15 protein-coding genes, 1 pseudogene and 1 other annotated feature are annotated in these 19,193 nt (G+C 42.9%); of the genes and pseudogenes, 5 read left to right on the top strand and 11 right to left on the bottom strand.

The window, feature by feature from the left end; all coding sequences use genetic code 11:
* Positions 1-174: 174 nt before the first annotated feature.
* The 4 genes from CLOL250_RS07715 to dnaK form a co-directional block, all read right to left on the bottom strand.
* Positions 175-975, bottom strand: a complete 801-nt coding sequence (locus tag CLOL250_RS07715; protein ID WP_008401741.1) for a J domain-containing protein — start codon at positions 973-975, stop codon at positions 175-177.
* The gene (locus CLOL250_RS07710; protein WP_008401740.1) at positions 976-1,887 is read right to left on the bottom strand and encodes a DUF5685 family protein; all 912 of its coding nucleotides are present in this window, start codon (positions 1,885-1,887) and stop codon (positions 976-978) included.
* A 14-nt stretch (positions 1,888-1,901) separates the two neighbouring features.
* A complete protein-coding gene (locus CLOL250_RS07705; protein WP_008401739.1) occupies positions 1,902-2,297 on the bottom strand; it encodes a hypothetical protein in 396 nt (131 codons plus the stop codon).
* Between the two features lie 105 nt (positions 2,298-2,402).
* Entirely contained in the window at positions 2,403-4,157 is a 1,755-nt protein-coding gene (dnaK, locus tag CLOL250_RS07700; RefSeq protein WP_008401738.1) for a molecular chaperone DnaK, read from the bottom strand.
* Between the two features lie 262 nt (positions 4,158-4,419).
* Here dnaK and CLOL250_RS07695 point away from each other — a divergent pair, with 262 nt between their 5' ends.
* Positions 4,420-5,289, top strand: coding sequence for a DMT family transporter (locus tag CLOL250_RS07695; protein WP_008401737.1), 870 nt, complete (start codon positions 4,420-4,422; stop codon positions 5,287-5,289).
* A 17-nt stretch (positions 5,290-5,306) separates the two neighbouring features.
* Positions 5,307-5,714 (top strand): annotated as a pseudogene (locus CLOL250_RS07690) (iron-containing alcohol dehydrogenase); the annotation flags it as partial.
* 375 nt (positions 5,715-6,089) lie between these two features.
* Here the strand turns inward: CLOL250_RS07690 and CLOL250_RS07685 are convergent.
* The 7 genes from CLOL250_RS07685 to pta all read right to left on the bottom strand — a co-directional run bounded on the left by CLOL250_RS07685 (position 6,090) and on the right by pta (position 15,150).
* Complete coding sequence (locus CLOL250_RS07685; RefSeq protein WP_044945543.1) at positions 6,090-7,709, bottom strand: DUF2436 domain-containing protein; 1,620 nt, start codon at positions 7,707-7,709, stop codon at positions 6,090-6,092.
* 343 nt (positions 7,710-8,052) lie between these two features.
* Positions 8,053-9,762 carry an acetyl-CoA carboxylase carboxyl transferase subunit gene (locus CLOL250_RS07680; RefSeq protein ID WP_008401734.1) on the bottom strand — a complete coding sequence of 570 codons (1,710 nt, stop codon included), beginning with the start codon at positions 9,760-9,762 and terminating at the stop codon, positions 8,053-8,055.
* A gap of 6 nt (positions 9,763-9,768) precedes the next feature.
* On the bottom strand, positions 9,769-11,007 hold the full coding sequence (fabF, locus tag CLOL250_RS07675; protein ID WP_008401733.1) for a beta-ketoacyl-ACP synthase II: 1,239 nt from the start codon (positions 11,005-11,007) through the stop codon (positions 9,769-9,771).
* 230 nt (positions 11,008-11,237) lie between these two features.
* Complete coding sequence (locus CLOL250_RS07670) at positions 11,238-11,705, bottom strand: GtrA family protein (RefSeq protein WP_008401732.1); 468 nt, start codon at positions 11,703-11,705, stop codon at positions 11,238-11,240.
* Between the two features lie 10 nt (positions 11,706-11,715).
* Entirely contained in the window at positions 11,716-12,570 is an 855-nt protein-coding gene (locus tag CLOL250_RS07665; RefSeq protein ID WP_274922259.1) for a DUF6734 family protein, read from the bottom strand.
* A 72-nt stretch (positions 12,571-12,642) separates the two neighbouring features.
* Entirely contained in the window at positions 12,643-13,812 is a 1,170-nt protein-coding gene (locus tag CLOL250_RS07660; RefSeq protein WP_008401729.1) for a hypothetical protein, read from the bottom strand.
* A gap of 324 nt (positions 13,813-14,136) precedes the next feature.
* Positions 14,137-15,150: a phosphate acetyltransferase gene (gene pta, locus CLOL250_RS07655; RefSeq protein WP_021944306.1), complete on the bottom strand. Its 1,014-nt coding sequence runs from the start codon at positions 15,148-15,150 to the stop codon at positions 14,137-14,139.
* Between the two features lie 236 nt (positions 15,151-15,386).
* Positions 15,387-15,635: a binding site (T-box leader), on the top strand.
* Between the two features lie 150 nt (positions 15,636-15,785).
* Between pta and CLOL250_RS07650 the strand changes: the two genes are divergently transcribed.
* From CLOL250_RS07650 to trpD, 3 genes are all read left to right on the top strand, one after another.
* Positions 15,786-17,273 carry an anthranilate synthase component I family protein gene (locus CLOL250_RS07650; RefSeq protein WP_044945537.1) on the top strand — a complete coding sequence of 496 codons (1,488 nt, stop codon included), beginning with the start codon at positions 15,786-15,788 and terminating at the stop codon, positions 17,271-17,273.
* Positions 17,270-17,836, top strand: coding sequence for an anthranilate synthase component II (locus CLOL250_RS07645; protein ID WP_008401724.1), 567 nt, complete (start codon positions 17,270-17,272; stop codon positions 17,834-17,836). The genes CLOL250_RS07650 and CLOL250_RS07645 overlap by 4 nt, the downstream gene beginning before the upstream one ends.
* Positions 17,837-18,131: 295 nt before the next feature.
* Positions 18,132-19,142 (top strand): anthranilate phosphoribosyltransferase, encoded by a 1,011-nt coding sequence (gene trpD / locus CLOL250_RS07640; RefSeq protein WP_044945535.1) that lies wholly within the window; start codon positions 18,132-18,134, stop codon positions 19,140-19,142.
* Positions 19,143-19,193: the final 51 nt, after the last annotated feature.

Here is a 19,193-nt window from a genome sequence, read left to right as displayed (position 1 = left end):
CTCAATACATGTCTTAATTTTTTGTAGAAAAATACATATTTTTTAGACCAAAGTCTAATTAATCTTGCAATTTTACAATGATTTTTCAATTATTTTCTGTTTTTATAGTTATTTATACGCTCTTGCCCTATGGGGCATACCAATATCTGAACAGTTTCATAAGGGGTTTTCCTTCTAATAACCGCCTGAATAATAGCCGCCACAAGGGAAACAGCACATATTTCCACCACAACAGGAGAGACAAAGCAAGGTAGTGCAGAAAGTATTACAGCATTTTGTCATATCCCGGCCTGACATATCCATGCCATAACCCTGTCCCTGATCCATATACCATTTCGATCCGCTCTTGATCTGTTCGTATGCACGCTTGTATTCCATATTATCCGGCTCTAGCTGTATCGCCCTTTGAAGCATCTCAAGCGCCCGGATCTGATTACCAAGTCCGGCATTGCATACACCAGAATAATAATGCCATTTTGCATTATGATCCTGGATCTGGTTCAATACTGTTCTTGCTTCCTCATAACTGCCTGACCGCAGATAATTTCTTGCCGCCTGAAAATATCTGGAATCCTGATCGTTCGGATCATAGTCCTCCCGTCTTCCGCCGGCATATCCGCCGAACCCGCCAAACGGGTCAAAACCGCCATAGAAACCGCCAAACGGATCTGACTCATCATAAGTAGTTCTTCCACCGCTGTTGCTGTTTCGGTAACTGCCCGAACCATATGAACCATTTCCATATGGGCTGCCATATCCACTTGCTCCGTATGGATTTCCATAACCGGTATCACCATCCATGATCGCCTTATATGCCTGCTGGATCTCTTTGAACTTCTCCTCAGCCTCGGCTTTATTTGGATTGTTGATATTCGCATCCGGATGATATTTTCTGCTCAATCGTCTGTATGCACTTTTTACTTCATCATTACTGGCACCATGCGGCAATCCCAGTACTTCATAAGGATCTTTCATTTATTCTCCATTCTGCCTGTTATCTGCTTTGCTACCGCATCTTTCGGCAGTTGCTTTATAATAATTATTCCATATGCCAGAATACACGATATTCCTGAGAATTTCCACATTTTTTATAATCGGAAGCTTCTCAAATTCTCTGGCACATTCTGCCGCCTGCATCATCAGGACTTCTTTTACCCAGTCTGCAAGCTTCTGCCATTCCTCCACCGGAATGTCCTCTGTCTTCATTTCTTCACTACATGTAAGCTTGTGTATCAATGGATTAAAGCTGTGTTTTTTTCGGTCCTTTTCAATATCATCGTAAGCGTCCAGAATATATACAAATCTTCCAAGATAATAACCGATCTTTCTCAGATTTTCTTCCCATGCATCAGCTTTTACGGCAAATATCTCTGCCAGCACTTCACCAAAATATCCTGATAACCGATCCAGATCTTCACTGTTTTCTTTCTCAAGCTCGCTGATCTTTGCAAGCCGATCTGCAATAGTATCAATCTTTTGTCTGTAATCATATAATCGGCTGTCTTCCTTTTCCAACTCTTTCTTCGGTATTAAAAGCTCCGCATACAGCTTACGAAACAGCTTCTTATCATCTGTCCAGTCATCCATGCATTTGTAATATGTAAGTATACGGTTCATATCCGCTGCATAATCGGAGTACAGATTTCTGGCATATTCATGCTTTGTCATCGGATGGACCACACACCTTTTTGTACCCCGCTCCTCTGACGGCTCATACAATCCGGTAAGCAGCAGCACCAGAAATGTCATATCGTAGCTTAATGACAACTGACCTTTTGCGCCCTGATCTTCTTTTAACGCCCTGCACAACCCGCAGTAATACCTGTGGTATTCGTCAAATTCTTTAAATTTCATTTCCTGCTGGTTTACTACTATATATCCAAACACGCGCCTGTCTCCAATCAGCTTTTCTTAATAAAAGTATTCCCACATTTCGGACATCTTATCTCGATCCTGCCCTTGCCTCGTGGAATCCGGATCATCTGTTCACAACGTGGGCAGGTGAAGATCTTATAATTCTTTCCGGCTTCTTTGCTTTTTTTCATCCGTTTAAATACATTTCGAACGCCTGTCGTGTGGCTTAGAAACCACTTATTTTCTGCCGCACGTTTGTCGTATTTCTTAGAAAAGATGCGCACATATCCATAGATAAAAGAAGCAAGTCCAAGGAAATACAAAACTCCTGTCTTCGCCCAGACATCTATGATGATCAGGATCAGGCCCATCCAGGTCAGAAATGATGAAAACTGATCATTCCCATATCTTGTTCGCATAAAGTTATAAATCTTATCTCTCATATAAGCACCATTCTTTCTTTACCCTGCAGATCTGCTGCCATTTCAGCACCTTCAGATCATGTATACTATTTATATATTTCCGATCCGACGATCGTAATATTCTGCCTATCCAAGGATCATTGCAGATTCCTGTAACTGTCTGTAAGCATCCTTTATATTGCCCGCTTCTATATCCGTGATCCGGTCAGCATCCGTCCGACATACCAGTTTCTTTAAGTATTCCAAATCTCTCCGAATCTTCTTGATCTGAGCCTTATCCAGATTCTGACTTTGTACCTCTAACTGATTTTCTACTTTATATACATATGCTTCAGCTTCGTTCCAGATATCCATATTTTCCTTGTTGCCCTGAGTCTCTTTCTCGTACCGCATGGCATCTTCCCTTGCCCGACGGATCTCTTCCTCTGAAAGATTCGTGCTGGATGTGATCACGATCTGCTGTTCCACGCCTCTGCCAAGATCCTTTGCAGATACCTTTAGTATACCATTTACATCAAGGTCAAATGTAACCTCGATCTGCGGAACTCCTGCAAGTGCTCGCTTGATCCCACTCAGGCGGAAGTTGCCAAGTAGCTTATTATCTCTGGTATATTTGCGTTCGCCCTGATACACCTTTACCTCTACATCGCGCTGGAAATTTCCGGCCGTTGTAAAGATCTTAGATACCCGTGTCGGAATTGGTGAGTTTCTTGGGATCAGTACATTTGCAATACCACCTAAGGTCTCGATTGACAGAGACAATGGCGTTACATCCATCAGCAAAATATCATTTACCTTATTTGTAACGGTCAGACCACCACTGAGCTTTCCTCCCTGAATCGCAGCTCCCATCGCAACGCACTCATCCGGGTTGAGATTCTTCGAAAGCTCTTTTCCGGTTATCCTCTTAACCTCGTCCATAACGGCAGGGATTCTGGTTGACCCACCAACCAATAATACCTTATCTAAACTTCCGGCTGATATACCTGCATCCCGAAGTGCCTGATTGACCGGACCGTCTGTCCGTTTTACAAGATCATCTGTCAGCTCATTGAACAACTCTCTGGTTATGAGCATATCGAGATGCTTCGGCTCGTTCTTTACGACCGTGATAAACGGAAGATTGATATGAGTCTGCAGCGTGCTGGATAATTCTTTCTTTGCCTCTTCGCATGCTTCCCGGATACGCTGTACCGCGGTTATATCTTTCTCCAGATTGATCCTTGTTTCTTTCTTAAATGACTTTATCACATACTGCACCAGACGCTCGTCAAAATCATCACCACCAAGATGATTGTCACCTGCAGTTGCCAGAACCTCGATCACATGATCTCCGATCTCGATCACGGATACATCAAAGGTTCCGCCACCAAGGTCATATACCAGAATCTTCTGTGCCTGTCCGTTATCCAGACCATAGGCAAGTGCCGCTGATGTCGGCTCGTTAATGATTCGAAGTACATTTAACCCTGCGATCTTTCCTGCATCCTTTGTCGCCTGTCTCTGGCTGTCATCAAAATACGCCGGAACCGTGATGACCGCATCATGAACCGGCTCACTCAGATAGTTTTCTGCATCTGCTCTTAACTTTGACAGAATGATCGCCGATATCTCCTGTGGTGAGTAATCTTTTCCATCTATTCTTTTTCTATATGCCGTTCCCATTTCTCTCTTGATCGATGCAATGGTTCTGTCTACATTTACCGTAAGCTGTCTCTTCGCAGCATCCCCCACCAGTCTGTCGCCATTTTTCGTAATGGCTACTATCGATGGTGTGGTACGGTTGCCTTCGGCATTCGGTATGATCGTCGCCTGTTCTCCTTCCAGAACGGCCACGCAGCTATTTGTCGTTCCTAAATCTATTCCTATTACCCTGCTCATGTATGATCTCCTATTCTGCATCAATTATTTAAATTATTTTTCCTTACACTTTTTCTAGAATGTATGATAGACAAGTTTTTTGAATAAATTGTGTATAGTTTATAAAGCAAGTATAAAGTGTTTCATAAAACTTTGGCTGCTGACAAATACGAAAACATGCTATAATGAGCATTGCTATGGAATGTGTCTTCACATACCGGCATAATGCGAAAATACTGTTTATTTCCGCAAATATCTAACAAACAGAAAGTGGTGTTTTTATATGCGAGAGAAAACAAAAGCAATTCTTTATATAATTCTGTCCGGTGTCGGTTTTTCTTTTATGAATGTATTCGTACGATTATCCGGCGATCTTCCTACGATTGAAAAAGCATTTTTCCGTAATCTGGTCGCAGCATTCATCGCGCTTGTTGTCCTGATCCGAAGTGATCTCGGACTGCATTATGAGAAACGGCACATTCCGATGCTGTTTATGCGGTCGATCTGCGGCACACTCGGTATCATGTGTAACTTCTATGCAGTCGATCACATGAACATCGCCGATGCTTCGATCTTAAATAAGCTGTCACCGTTTGCCGCTGTTATCTTCTCGATCTTCCTGTTAAAGGAAAAGGCAAGTCTGAAACAATATGCTGCTCTGATCGGTGTATTCATCGGTGCTTTATTTGTTATCAAACCATCCCTGAACTTCACTGATTTTGCTCCGGGTCTCATCGGTTTTACCGGCGGTATGGGTGCAGGCGCTGCTTATGCGGCAGTAAGATATCTAAGCAACCACGGTGCAAAGAATCCACAGATCGTATTCTTTTTCTCCGCATTTTCGACTCTGGTCATGCTGCCGTTTGTGATCGCCTTTTATAAACCGATGTCATTTTTCCAGTTGTTCTGTCTGTTAATGGCAGGTGCCTCCGCTGCTGTCGGTCAGTTCTCGATCACGGCTGCTTATTCACATGCTCCGGCAAAGGAAATATCGATCTTCGATTATTCGCAGATCATCACCTCGGCAATCCTTGGTTTCATCTTCTTCAGCCAGATACCGGATGCACTGAGCTTTATCGGGTATGCCGTTATCATCGGCATTTCTTATCTGAACTGGCGCGCAGGATTAAAAGCAGATACAGCCGGCAAGTAAATTTAGATATTATTTATATGGCTAACAGATTTGTATTAAACGAAACATCTTATCATGGAGCAGGTGCGATCACAGAGATCGCTACAGAGGTCATCGGCCGTGGCTTCAAGAAAGCATTTGTCTGCTCTGATCCTGATCTCATTAAGTTCGGTGTTACTAAGAAAGTAACAGATGTTCTGGACAACGCTGGTCTTGCATATGAGATCTATTCCAACATTAAACCAAACCCAACCATCGAGAATGTTCAGTCAGGTGTTGCTGCTTTTAAGGCTGCTGAAGCTGATTACATCATTGCGATCGGTGGCGGATCATCCATGGACACAGCAAAGGGCGTTGCTCCTACCAAGAATAAATCCGTACCTATCTTCGCTGTACCTACAACAACCGGAACTGCTGCCGAGGTTACGATCAACTACGTTATCACAGGATGTTGGAATTCCAGCCAACTTAAAGGATATCGTAAAGCCGGAGGATATTCCTTTCCTTGCTCAGTCTGCATATGGCGATGCATGCCGTCCGGGCAATCCAAAAGAGACAAGCGTAAAGGATATCACCAAGCTGTACGAGTCATTGATCTAGGATTTATATAAAAACGGGGATGTAACATCGAGGGCATCATAATCATTATTTCGCAAGGCGCTTTCGCTCTATCCTCATGTAACGGTACTAAGCTCCCGCTTATCAGCGGATCGCTAAGGACCGACATTCGGACTGGCTTGCTACATAATATTATGATGCCCTCAATGTTACATCCCTGTTTTTATGCTATCTGTAAAATAATCCTACAGCTAACCGGTCTTTTACTTTTTTCTCCTTTTTTTAATGCTCATTACTCCAATGGCAGCTCCACCACTGACAAATAAAAGAACAACCGCCAAAACAGGTACACTGTTATCACCTGTCTGTAAAGACTTCGGTTCATCTTTTAACTTTGGTATTATTACAGCTTCTGCTTTGATCTCTTTCTTTCCGGCTTCATCGCTGTAATACTTTCCGCAACCATCACAATACCAATATTCAACATTTCCTTCAGACTTTTTCGTAGCAGCCTTAGCATCAACATGCTTGAAATCTGAATGATTTTCTGAATCTATTTCTCCATAAGCTTCACCACATACTTCACACTTTGCTTTTTCACTACATGTGGCTATACCGCCTTTATGTCCTTTTGCTTTAACCACCGAACCGGATGAAAGCTTTTTCCCGCATCCCTTGCAGTAGGTATCTCCGGTATAGCCATCTTTGGTACAGGTTGCTGACTGTTTCTTTCTGACCTCGGTTTCTCCTGCATGATTATCAGAATTATATTCACCATATTCTGCTCCGCAGCTTGTGCAAACTGCTTTCTCATGACAGGTTGCTGTGCCTCCGCTATGTTCACAGTTATAGCCGCATTTCTGACATACACCATCTTTCCATTCATGCTTTTCTTTTGCAACACTTACGAGGCTGCAGCAATTCCATTTCTTCTCGTGTGTATCAGCTGTCTGAATCCACTCCTCTGTTCCCGTATGATTGCTCGGATTCAGATCTCCATAACTTTCTCCACAAACCTCACACTTTGCTTTTTCTGTACAAGTTGCTTTGCCGCCGCTGCACTTTGCGGTTTCAGAAGCGTTACAGCCATTTGTCTCACATTTCCGGATATGCATTCCTGCAGCAGCATCATCATGTTGCCATTCCCCAAATGCATGTTCTGATCTGCCTGCCGCAATTGTATATCCACATACATTACATGTAGCAGCAGTCGTACAATCTGCATCATCATTTGATATATGCGCTGTCTTGGCAGTCACACTTGATGCCTTATCCGGACAATTTGTATCGTCACATTCCTGCCAATGACCGCTTTCATCACTGTTCCAGATACTGTTACTATAACTATGTTCATGTATGGAAAGATATACTCCATCTCCACTACCTACTTTTGAAACAGTATATGTATATACCTTTCCTGCTTCAAAAACATAGTCATCCATGCGCGCTTTATCTGTTCCCCCATTTCCTACGATCCAAACTCTATCATCTGGTGTTGGATTTGTAATAACATAATCATATGTTCCTGACGGAATTGTAATTTTGGCTGATGAACCATATGGGATACTATTTTGCGTATCCCTTGCTCCATCTGCATTTCCAGGTATTTTGTATTCGAACCTGTCGTACACAGATGACGGGACATCATCATTTCTACTAAGCGGACCACTATCTGGTATTACATCACCATATGTATCATGGTCTTCATCCAACAAAAATTGAAATCCTGAGCTGTCTTCCCAATCACAGTTATTAACCAATATGATTGTAGCCGTGCCTGTCTGTGTCTGCGAATCTTCTGCATGCACAGTATAAGCAGTTGACACACCTCCTGTTAATAATGCGCAGCCTAACAATAAACTGCTTACAATTCGTTTTCTCATTTCTTTACCCTCCATTTCTAAATGATAAACCTCCGCTTCGCACTGTATTAATCTCCCTGACCAAAAGGCTCTGCATAACCCCAACAGAAATAACCTTTTGTATAATTGAAACCAGTACATATGTTAATTATAACATATACGATATTTGAATGTCACCAATCAAAGTGTACACTACAAAAACAGGGATGTAACATTGAGGGCATCATAATATTATTTCGCTCTATCCTCATGTAACGGTACTAAGCTCCCGCTTATCAGCGGATCACTAAGGACCGACATTCGGACAGGCTTGCTACATAATATTATGATGCCCTCAATGTTACATCCCTGTTTTTTATTTTATTTACATCTCACGGAATCTCTTATATCTTGCAGCAGCAATTTCTTCGCCGCTCATTCCATCGAATTTCTTCAGGAATTCCTTGGCATTCATCTTAATGAATTTACCGATATATGGGACAGATTCTTTATCTGCTCCGCCATACTCAGGAATAACCTTCTCGATCACACCAAGTCTTGAAAGATCCTGTGCGGTAAGCTGCATAACCTCTGCTGCCTCCTCTGCACGGTTGCTGTCCTTCCAGAGAATTGATGCATAGCCTTCCGGTGAAAGAATGGAGTATACTGCATTTTCAAGCATCCATACTTCATTACCAACTGCCATAGCAAGTGCTCCACCACTGCCGCCTTCACCGATCAGGATACAAAGTACAGGAACTTTAAGGGCTGACATCTCGTAAAGGTTTCTTGCGATTGCTTCACCCATACCACGTTCCTCTGCTTCCAGTCCACAGAATGCACCAGGTGTATTTACAAATGTGATGATAGGACGGTTGAACTTCTCTGCCTGTTTCATCAGACGAAGCGCCTTACGGTATCCATCCGGAAGCGGCATACCGAAATTACGCTCCATACACTCTGTCATGCTGGAACCCTTTACCTGTGCGATCACGGTTACAGGCTGTCCATCGATATGACCGATACCACCAACGATTGCTTTATCATCATTCATTGTTCTGTCTCCATGGATCTCATGGAAATCATCACAGATATAATCAATATAATCAAGTGCGCATGGACGAGTCATCTGTCTTGTACCACGGATCTTCTCCCAAGGAGTCTTATTCTCAACAGAAGTCAATCTCTCCTTTAAGATCTCGCTGATATCAAACTTCTCGTCTTCTTCCTTATCGAAGTTTGCATAACCGGTTCTCTGCTTATGTGTAACGATCAACTGGTACATGGTATCCTTCATCTTATCTCTGGTAATAATTCCATCGATAATACCATGCTCTACCAGGAACTCAGAACGCTGGAAGCCTTCCGGAAGATCCTGTCCGATCGTCTGTTTGATAACACGAGGACCTGCAAAGCCAACCAGAGCACCAGGCTCACCTAAGATGATGTCGCCAAGCATTGCAAAGCTGGCTGTTACACCACCGGTTGTAGGATCTGTAAGGATCGATACATATAACAATCCGGCTTCTGAATGTTTCTTCAATGCTGCGGAGGTTTTTGCCATCTGCATCAGGGAAATGATACCCTCCTGCATTCTGGCACCACCGGAACAACAGAACATGAATACAGGAAGCTTTTCTTCTGTTGCACGCTCAACCGCTCTGGCAATCTTCTCACCAACAACATAGCCCATACTGCTCATCAGGAATCTGGCATCACAGATACCGATCATAGCCGGCTCACCATTGATCAGAGCCTTACCGACTGTAACCGCTTCTTTCAATCCTGTCTTTTCCTGCGCAGCCTTAACCTTATCCTCATATCCGGCTGTATTTAACGGATTTGACATCGGCATATCTTCAAACCATGGTTCAAATGACTTTGGATCTGTTACCATCTTGATACGGTTCTTTGTCTTAACACGGAAATAAGAACCACATTCATAACAGATATATTTTGCCTTTACAACTCTCTGCTTATCAAGCTCAGCTCCACATTTCGGACATTTTACAGTCTCCGGTTTTGGCTGCTCCGCTTCGACAGCCTTCATTTTTTCCATCTCGGCTTCTTTTGCCTTTTTCTTTATAAATAACATTTCTTTTTACTGCTCCTTATATTTCTGTAAAAGAATACATGCGTTATGTCCACCAAATCCAAGAGAATTGCTGATCGCACAGTCAACCTCCTGCTCATATGGCTCTTTACAATAATCAAGATCCAGTTCTTCTTCACTCTCATGAAGTCCACGGGTTCTGTGGATATAGCCTTCTTCGATCGTCTTTGCTGTAACGATACATTCAATCGCTCCTGCTGCACCAAGAAGATGTCCTGTCATAGACTTTGTAGAATTGATCTTGATGTCCTTTGCATGATCGCCAAATGCTTTCTTGATCGCTCTGGTCTCAACCAGATCGTTTAAATGTGTACTGGTTCCGTGTGCATTGATATATGCAACATCCTCCGGTGATACGCCCGCATCCTTTACAGCATTTAACATTGCTCTTGCAGGGCTCTCGCCTGAATCTTCCGGTGCTGTGATATGGAATGCATCACTGGAGCATCCGTATCCGCTGATCTCTGCATAGATCTTTGCGCCACGCTTCTTAGCATGTTCCAGTTCCTCAAGAATAACGATACCGGAACCTTCACCAAGAACGAAACCGTCTCTCTCTTTATCAAATGGAATTGAGCATCTGTCCGGGTTATCAGATGATGACAACGCTGTTAATGCATCAAATGTCGAGATACCGATCGGTGAAACTGCTGCTTCTGTACCACCGGCGATCATTACATCTGCATCTCCATACTGAATTGTACGGAATGCTTCACCGATACTGTTTGTACCGGATGCACATGCTGTAACAACATCAATACTCTTTCCCTTGCAGCCAAGCTGGATCGCAATATTACCTGCTGCGATATTGCTGATCATCATAGGTACTGTAAATGGGCTTACACGATTCGGTCCTTTTGTCATGATCTTCTCATATGCACTTTCAAGCTCCTGAAGACTTCCTACACCGGAACCGACACAGGTACCAACCATGTATGGATCTTCTGCTGTCATGTCAAGCTTTGCATCTGCAACTGCTTCCTTTGCTGCTGCAACCGCGAACTGTGAAAATCTTGCCATTCTTCTTGCGGCCTTTGGATCAATATAATCTTTTGCTACAAATCCTTTTACTTCACCTACAACCTTGCACTTATATTCTGATGCATCAAACTGTGTAATCGGTCCAAAACCATGTCTGCCTTCTTTTAAGCCGTTCCAGAACTCATCCACATTCAAGCCAAGTGGAGTAACCGCTCCCATTCCTGTAATCACTACTCTTCTACTCATATTCAATAATTCTCCTTAATATAAAGTATGATTTCCATTTTCTTCCATATATATACCATCCAGATTATCTGTGAAAGATATAGAAGAAATCCTGCATTGTTAAATTCTATAAAAATTTACTTTGTCAGCTTATGTATAAACCACACATACTGCACAGAATGCATGGTTACGCCGATATTGTACTACATTTTACAAAAATATGGAAATAAATCTTGTAAAGTTTTTATTAATTATCTCACGATTTCACGGCATACTTCGTCTTCCGACAACATTTCTCCGCTATTTTTCTTTTCGTATTGAATGGAAAAGATAAATTTCTTACTGATGAAATAATTCAAAAAGATCACAAGGATCGATGTAAACACCTTAACACCCATCGCATTCCATTTCAGTCCGGTGACAAGCGCAAAGATAATTCCTGTTTCGATCAGAAGTGTAGATACCCGGCTCAGATAGAATAATGCCAGTTCGATAAAATATGCCTTTACCGTGGCTGCCTTTGTGTGGAATACAGATTTGCGGTTTGTCGCAAATGACACATAGTTGTACAAAATCCACGACATATAATTGGCATAGATCTCATTTATCCCGCATTTGTACATAAAAAACCAGGCAGACCCTAAGTTCACTGCCCCTACGAGTATGCCCCATGCGATATATATGTATATTTCCTTTGGTATTTTGCGTAAAAGTTTCATACCATTCTCCCTATAGTCCTGATATCGGAAGCTGCTTGAGTGTCGTCTCTTCTTCCGGAAATTCCCGGACGATGCGATCATACATTTTATGGTTAAAAGCTTCCCTTTCTTTATAATTGAATTTCAGAATGTTCTTATAGCCCCATAAATGTGTGAAGATATCCTGGTTCTCGATCTGTGCCGAACCGGGAAAAAAAGATGATATCTGCTTTCCCTGCTTCTCTGCGCACATCGCAAGAAGCCGCTGTTCCGCAAATACCATATGGCAGAGATTCTCCTCTGTCTCCAGACAATTCTCCATAAATGTGATCGAACTGTCAACATAATAATTCTTAAACGCTTCATCCGCGATATATAACATACAGGTATTGACCGGAAGAACCTCAAAGCTCCAGTCCGGGTCAAACCGATACTCCTGCTTCATATGGAAAAACTCTTTTCCCGGATACACATCAGGGAATATCCCTTCTCTGTGTATTGCACAGATATCCGTATCTTTTATAATATTCCGTATATCCTTCCAGATGATCAGATCCAGATCCACCATAACCGCAGGCATCTGCATTTTTTTCAATGAATATAGTTTGCCGGCTGCCCAGAACACCTTTTCCGGTACCGCTTCCGGCACTGTAATTTCCTCGATTCCGAGATTCCAGATGTGCGCAAGTCCCAGCTTCTCGATAAATACTCTTGCCTCTGCATCCGCACACAAACGGATCCCCCCATTGTGTTTTCTCCACATCAATGCCGAAAGAATCATCGTAAGGACTTCATAGTCCTGCATCCAATATTCTTCCGCTTGTTTTCCCGCCATATACGGTTTTGACCATAAGGAATGAAATCCGTCCATATGTTGTCCTTTCAAGATAATTCAAAACCAGCTAAATATTAATTAGCTGCAGGCTCTTGACCTTCTCAGCCAAGGGACGCTTCCGCTCTATATTAAATCCAGCCCATAGCCAAATGTGCTGTTTCCGCCTTTTCTGCTGCATGGTCGTTTTGACCGGTTTATAAGCTGCCATTCCGGTGGCATGTAATACCAATGCGGAATATCATAATCATCTGCCCCGCCATCCGTTGCCTGATAAAAAGTCGGCGTATACCGGCTGCCTGTCAGATAACCCCGGTTACTGCCTGTTAAAGATCCTCGCTGGCTGCCAAAAAGAAAACTCTGCTGACTTGTGCCAAAAAGTCTGCTTTGACTTCCAAAGAAATTTCCACGTTGACTTGTACTAAACAGACTTCTCTGACTACCACCGAATAGACTTCTCTGGCTGCCATTCTCATATTCCCACTCATACATCCAAGGTCGATTGCTGCTCGTCCAGAATTCTCGATTACTGCCCGTCAGATAGCCTCGGTTACTACCTGTCAAAAATTCTCTCTGGCTTCCAAAAAAGAATCCATTCTGGCTTGTACCAAACAAACTTCTCTGACTGCCCCCGAATAAACTTCTCTGGCTGCCATTCTCATATTCCCACTCATATGTCCAAGGTCGATTGCTGCTCGTCCAGAATTCTCGATTGCTGCCTGTCAAAAACTCACGCTCACCACCAACAAAAGCTCCCTGCTGACTGACTACTAACAATTTGTTCTGGCTTGTACCGAATAAACTTCGTTGACTGCTACTCATCTGGCTGCCAGATACATCCGTACGATTTCCTTTACTGCCATTCTGAGAACCCTGTATTTTCACAGTCTCAGCTTTCTTTTTATAATCAACCGGAATCAATATATTTCCGTTAAATTCCACACTAAAAGGCCTGCCATTCCACATCACATATGTGCGATACGGATACAGCCTGCCCTCATGCGCGATCAACTTCATATAAACAGGAATTCCACCTGTTTTTTCTTCCAACTGTCTTGCCTGTTTTCCTGTTGCCTTTATAAAATAACCACCCGAAGGCAGTCTGTCGTTCAGAACGGAATTCAATTCCTCATTCCACTCTATATAAACATTAAATTCCCCATTATCATTACGATAGTTTCGCATATCAAAAAAAACCAGACCGGCAGCCACTGGAAGCATGTTAGAAATTCTGTTATCAAATTGTGAAAGTTCCTCTCCTGCTCTCTGCAAAAACAATGAATACACGAAACTCATTCAAATCTCCATTCTGACACCTACAAATATGCTGTCCCAATTTTTCTGTCTCACAGGCGTCATTTGTTCGCCCTTCACGCTAAAAAAGCGCTACAATCCCATACTAAATACTCATGATATTATGGTAAACCATTTACCCATTTATTTCAAGAAAAATCACACTTTCTTGCACTGAAAAATCAGCAGAATCAGGACTTCAAAAGCCACAAATATTAACAGCCGCAGAATTCCTGCAAATAGAATAATCATCTTTAGACAATAGACAAAAGCCGGACACAATCTCTTTAAACCAAAGATCGTGTCCGGCTTTTATCTATCTACAATTTATGCATCTTTATTATCTGCTAATGCCGCTGTGATGATCGCCATAGAATAAACCTCATCTGCTGTACATCCTCTGGACAGATCGTTGATAGGAGAATTAAGTCCTAACAGGATCGGGCCATATGCTGAGAAGTTACCCATTCTCTGTGCGATCTTATAACCGATATTTCCTGCATTGATATCAGGGAAGATAAAGGTATTTGCATTTCCTGCAACCTCTGACTGTGGACATTTCTTCTTTGCAACTCTAGGTGATACGGCTGCATCGAACTGGATCTCACCGGAGATCGGAAGATCCGGGTTACGCTCCTTTGTCTTTCTTGCTGCATTTCTCATCTTATCCACATCTTCGCCCTTACCGGAACCATAGGTTGAATAGCTTAAGAATGCAACCTTTGGATCTACACCGAAGATTCTTGCACAACGAACCGTCTCCTCTGCGATCTCAACCAGCTCATCTTCGTTTGGCTTGATGTTGATACCGCAGTCACCCATAGCGAACACTTCATTACCACCTGTTGCAAATGGACGTACCAGAATGAAACAGGATGAAACCAGTGTGTTGCCCGGTCTGGTCTTGATCAGCTGTAAAGCAGGTCTTACTGTATCTGCTGTTGAATATGTAGCACCGCCAAGAAGTGAATCTGCAATTCCCATCTTAACAAGCATAGTACCAAAATAGTTATTCTGATACAGGATCTCTCTTGCCTGTTCCGGTGTCACGCCCTTGCTCTTTCTGAGTTCACAGAACATCTCGACCATCTCATCCATACGATCAAAATTCCTTGGATTAATGATCTCGGAACCTCTTATATTAAAACCGCTTTCCTCTGCAACTTCATAAATCTTATCAGGATCTCCTACAAGAATCGGATGCAGGAAGTTACTTGCAAGAAGTCTTGAAGATGCTTCCAGAATACGGGGATCAGTACCTTCAGTCAAAACAATTGTTTTTGGATTTTTCTTCAAAATATCGATCAATACACCGAAACCAAAATTTTTACGTTCTTCCACGATTATAGTCCTCCATTGATTATTTATACGAATCATATATCATGCATTATATACACGTTTCGTATATTTTCAGTATTAAAAGCTATACTTGCGCATAGCGAGTCATCTTATTTTTATTATATTGATTTTTAACGAATAAACAAGGTTTTCCATCGAAATAATTGTACCTTTTTTTGAACAATTTTAAAATTAGCTCTTGACAAATATATCATACCAGTGCAATATGAATACAATAAAACAAACCAATGAGCAAGAAGAGTAGCTTATGAACAACATGTCCAGAGAACTGCAGGTGGTGAGATTGCAGTGATGATTTCTTAAGTGAATGGACTTGCGAGGGCAAACCGAACGAGCGAATCTAGTAGGGGCGACGGAGACTTCCCGTTATAGAAAGTACATATATGTTAGTATATGGTTGAGTGCATCAGATTTTGATGAATATAGGTGGCACCGCAGGAGTGTTGTATTTGTATCTTGTCCTATAAGCGTTTTGCTTTTGGATGAGATTTTTTTATACAATCTTCTGATGGTGCTTTTTCTTTTTATAAAAAGCAGATCAGGCAAAGCGCACCTCACCATACATGAACAATTTCAAATAACTTATTAAACTATTATTTATGAACGAGGTGAAACATATGATACGACCAACACTTAACGAAGCAAAAGAATATGCGAAACAGGGATATCACATGGTTCCGGTCTGTTATGAGATGCTCTCTGATATCATCACTCCGATCAATCTGTTGAAGAAACTGAAAGCGGAAAATGAGCATTGCTACATTCTGGAAAGCGTGGAGAATCAGGAGCTCTGGGGAAGATACACCTTCCTTGGATACAGTCCAAAACTGGATATCACCTGTATGAACGGAACACTGACATTAAAGGATGAGAACGGAGCAGTCATCAAAGAGGCCTCCGGCATCCATCCGGAAGTCTTTATCCGTGAGGTTTTAAAAGATTATAAGAGTCCGAAGATCGAAGGCTTCCCTACCTTCACCGGCGGACTGGTTGGATATTTCTCTTATGACTATCTGAAATACAGTGAAAAGAAGCTGGTGCTTGATGCAAAGGACGAGGAAGGATTTCAGGATGTCGACCTGATGTTATTTGACAAGGTGATCGCATTTGACAATGTAAGATCCAAGCTGATCCTGATCGCCAATGCCGGCACAGCAAATATCGAAGAAGGATATCAGAAAGCCTTACAAGATATCAAAGAAATGAAAGAACTCATTCTCCATGGCGCAGAAGCCGATATTCCTGCTCCCGTTCTTAAGACAGAATTCAAACCATTATTTGACAAAGAAGCCTACTGCCGGATGGTAGAAAAGGCAAAGCACTATATATATGAAGGAGATATTTTCCAGGTCGTGCTTTCCAACCGACTGGAAGCCGAAATGGAAGGAAGCCTGTTCGATACCTACCGGCTGCTCCGAAGCACAAACCCATCTCCTTACATGTTCTACTTTGACGGTGACACGATCGAGGTTGCCGGGGCTTCCCCTGAAACTCTGGTCAAGGTAGAGGATGGCGTTCTCCATACATTTCCTCTGGCAGGCACAAGACCAAGAGGAAAGACAAAGGTCGAAGATCTGGAACTGGAAAAGAGCCTGATGGCAGATGAAAAGGAACTTGCAGAACACAATATGTTAGTGGATCTCGGAAGAAATGATCTCGGAAAGGTCAGTCAGTTTGGAACGGTCGAAGTCGAACGATATATGTCCATCCAGCGTTATTCACACGTTATGCGTATCGGCTCCACCGTACGCGGAACACTCCGTGAGGATCTGGATGCGATCTCCGCTGTCGATGCGGTTCTTCCGGCCGGAACCTTATCCGGTGCACCGAAGATCCGGGCATGTGAGATCATCAACGAGCTTGAAAATAACAAACGAGGTATTTACGGCGGCGCGATCGGTTATATCGATTTTTCAGGAAATCTGGATACCTGCATCGCGATCCGAATCGCATACCGCAAGGGGCATAAAGTATTTGTCCGTTCCGGTGCCGGCATTGTAGCCGACAGTGTACCGGCAAACGAATTCCAGGAATGCATCAACAAAGCAAAAGCCGTAACGGATGCATTGATTAATTCTCAGAAGATACGAGGTGACGAAGCATGATATTACTGATCGATAATTATGACAGCTTTTCCTACAATCTGTATCAGCTTGTAGGAAAGATCAATCCTGACATCAAAGTGATACGAAATGACGAATATACCTGTCAGGAGATTGAAGCAATGAATCCGGATAAGATCATCATTTCACCGGGTCCCGGAAGACCTTCCGATGCAGGTATCTGCGAAGAAGCCATCTCCTATTTTGCCGGCAAGGTTCCGATCCTTGGTGTCTGTCTCGGACATCAGGCAATCTGTGAAACCTACGGTGCAACGATCACATACGCCAAAAAGCTGATGCATGGCAAAATGTCCGTTGCAAATGTCGACATCAACTGCAAACTGTTCAAGGGACTTCAAAAAAGGATCGAGGTTGCCAGATATCATTCCCTTGCCGCTTCCGAAGAAAACTTCCCGGATGTTCTTACCGTTATCGCCAGAACCGATGATGATGAGATCATGGCAGTCAAACACAAAGATTATGAAATATATGGTGTCCAGTTCCATCCGGAATCGATTCTGACACCAAAAGGAACGATCATCTTACGAAACTTTTTAGAGGCGTAATCAAACATTTGCAATCAGCACTATATTTCTATGATTAAACATTCCTGACATTACCAACCAGTGGACGCTTCCGCTCGTTGAGACCTGCAGCGGTACTAAGATGCTGCTAACGCACCATCACACCACAGGGGTGCGCTTTCGTTCTAAGCTCGTGCAAGCACTCACTAAGTACGAAATGTGAGTACCGGCGGACTCAAATGTCCCTGTCTTGGTAAGTCAAAATCTTTAATCATAACAATTCTATACATAACCTGCAAATGTCTTATTAAAAGATAATATCAAGGAGGAAATGAATATGATTACAGAGGCAATTGCAACAGTAGTAAATGGTGAAAATCTAGACAAAGAAATGGCTGCGGCCGTTATGGATGAAATTATGAGCGGAGAAGCAACACAGGCACAGATTGGAAGCTTCTTAACAGCCCTTCATATTAAAGGTGAAACAATCGATGAGATCACAGCATTTGCTGAGATCATGAGAAAACACTGTGGTGAATTTACACCGGATGTCGATGAGGAGATCGACATCGTAGGAACCGGCGGAGACTGTGCAGGGACCTTTAACATCTCAACTGTTTCCTCATTAGTAACAGCCGCAGGCGGTGGTAAGGTGGCAAAGCATGGCAACCGTGCAGCATCCAGCAAATGCGGAACAGCCGACTGCCTGGAAGCCCTTGGCGTCAACATCGCAGCAGACTGTAAAGTCAGCGAAGCCTGTCTGAAGGATCTTGGTACCTGCTTCTTATTTGCACAGAAATATCACACAGCAATGCGATTTGTCGGCGCTCCAAGAAAAGAGATCAAGATTCCTACAGTATTCAATATCTTAGGACCTCTTGCAAATCCAGCAAAAGCAAATCTTCAGTTACTCGGTGTCTATGATGCCTCCCTCGTTGATTCGCTTGCAAAAGTACTCAGCAACCTCGGTGTAAAACGTGGTATGGTCGTTCATGGAAACGACGGTCTGGATGAAATCTCAGCGGTTACAACAACAACTGTATGTGAATTCAACGATGGCACATTTAACACCTATACCTTAGACCCAACCGCATACGGCTTCACCCTCTGTGACAAAGCCGAACTGGTCGGTGGTACACCGGAAGAAAATGCACAGATCACAAAGGATATCTTATCCGGCAAGATCACAGATGGCAAGCGTACAGCCGTTATCTTAAATGCCGGTGCGGCTTTGCATATCACAAACCGGATCTCACTTGAAGAAGGCTTCGCCCTTGCAGCCGATATTCTGGCAAATGGCAGCGGTCTGAAGAAGCTGGAAGACTTTATAGCAGCAACAAACGCTTAATTATTTGTAAAAGCAAAACACATAACCGACCCGGAACCTTTAATCTCCGGA

The sequence above is a fragment of the Clostridium sp. L2-50 genome, from assembly GCF_000154245.1.
Lineage (GTDB): Bacteria > Bacillota > Clostridia > Lachnospirales > Lachnospiraceae > Coprococcus.
The sequence above is the reverse complement of the archived record's forward strand: the minus strand, read 5'-3'. Positions and strand labels throughout refer to the sequence as shown.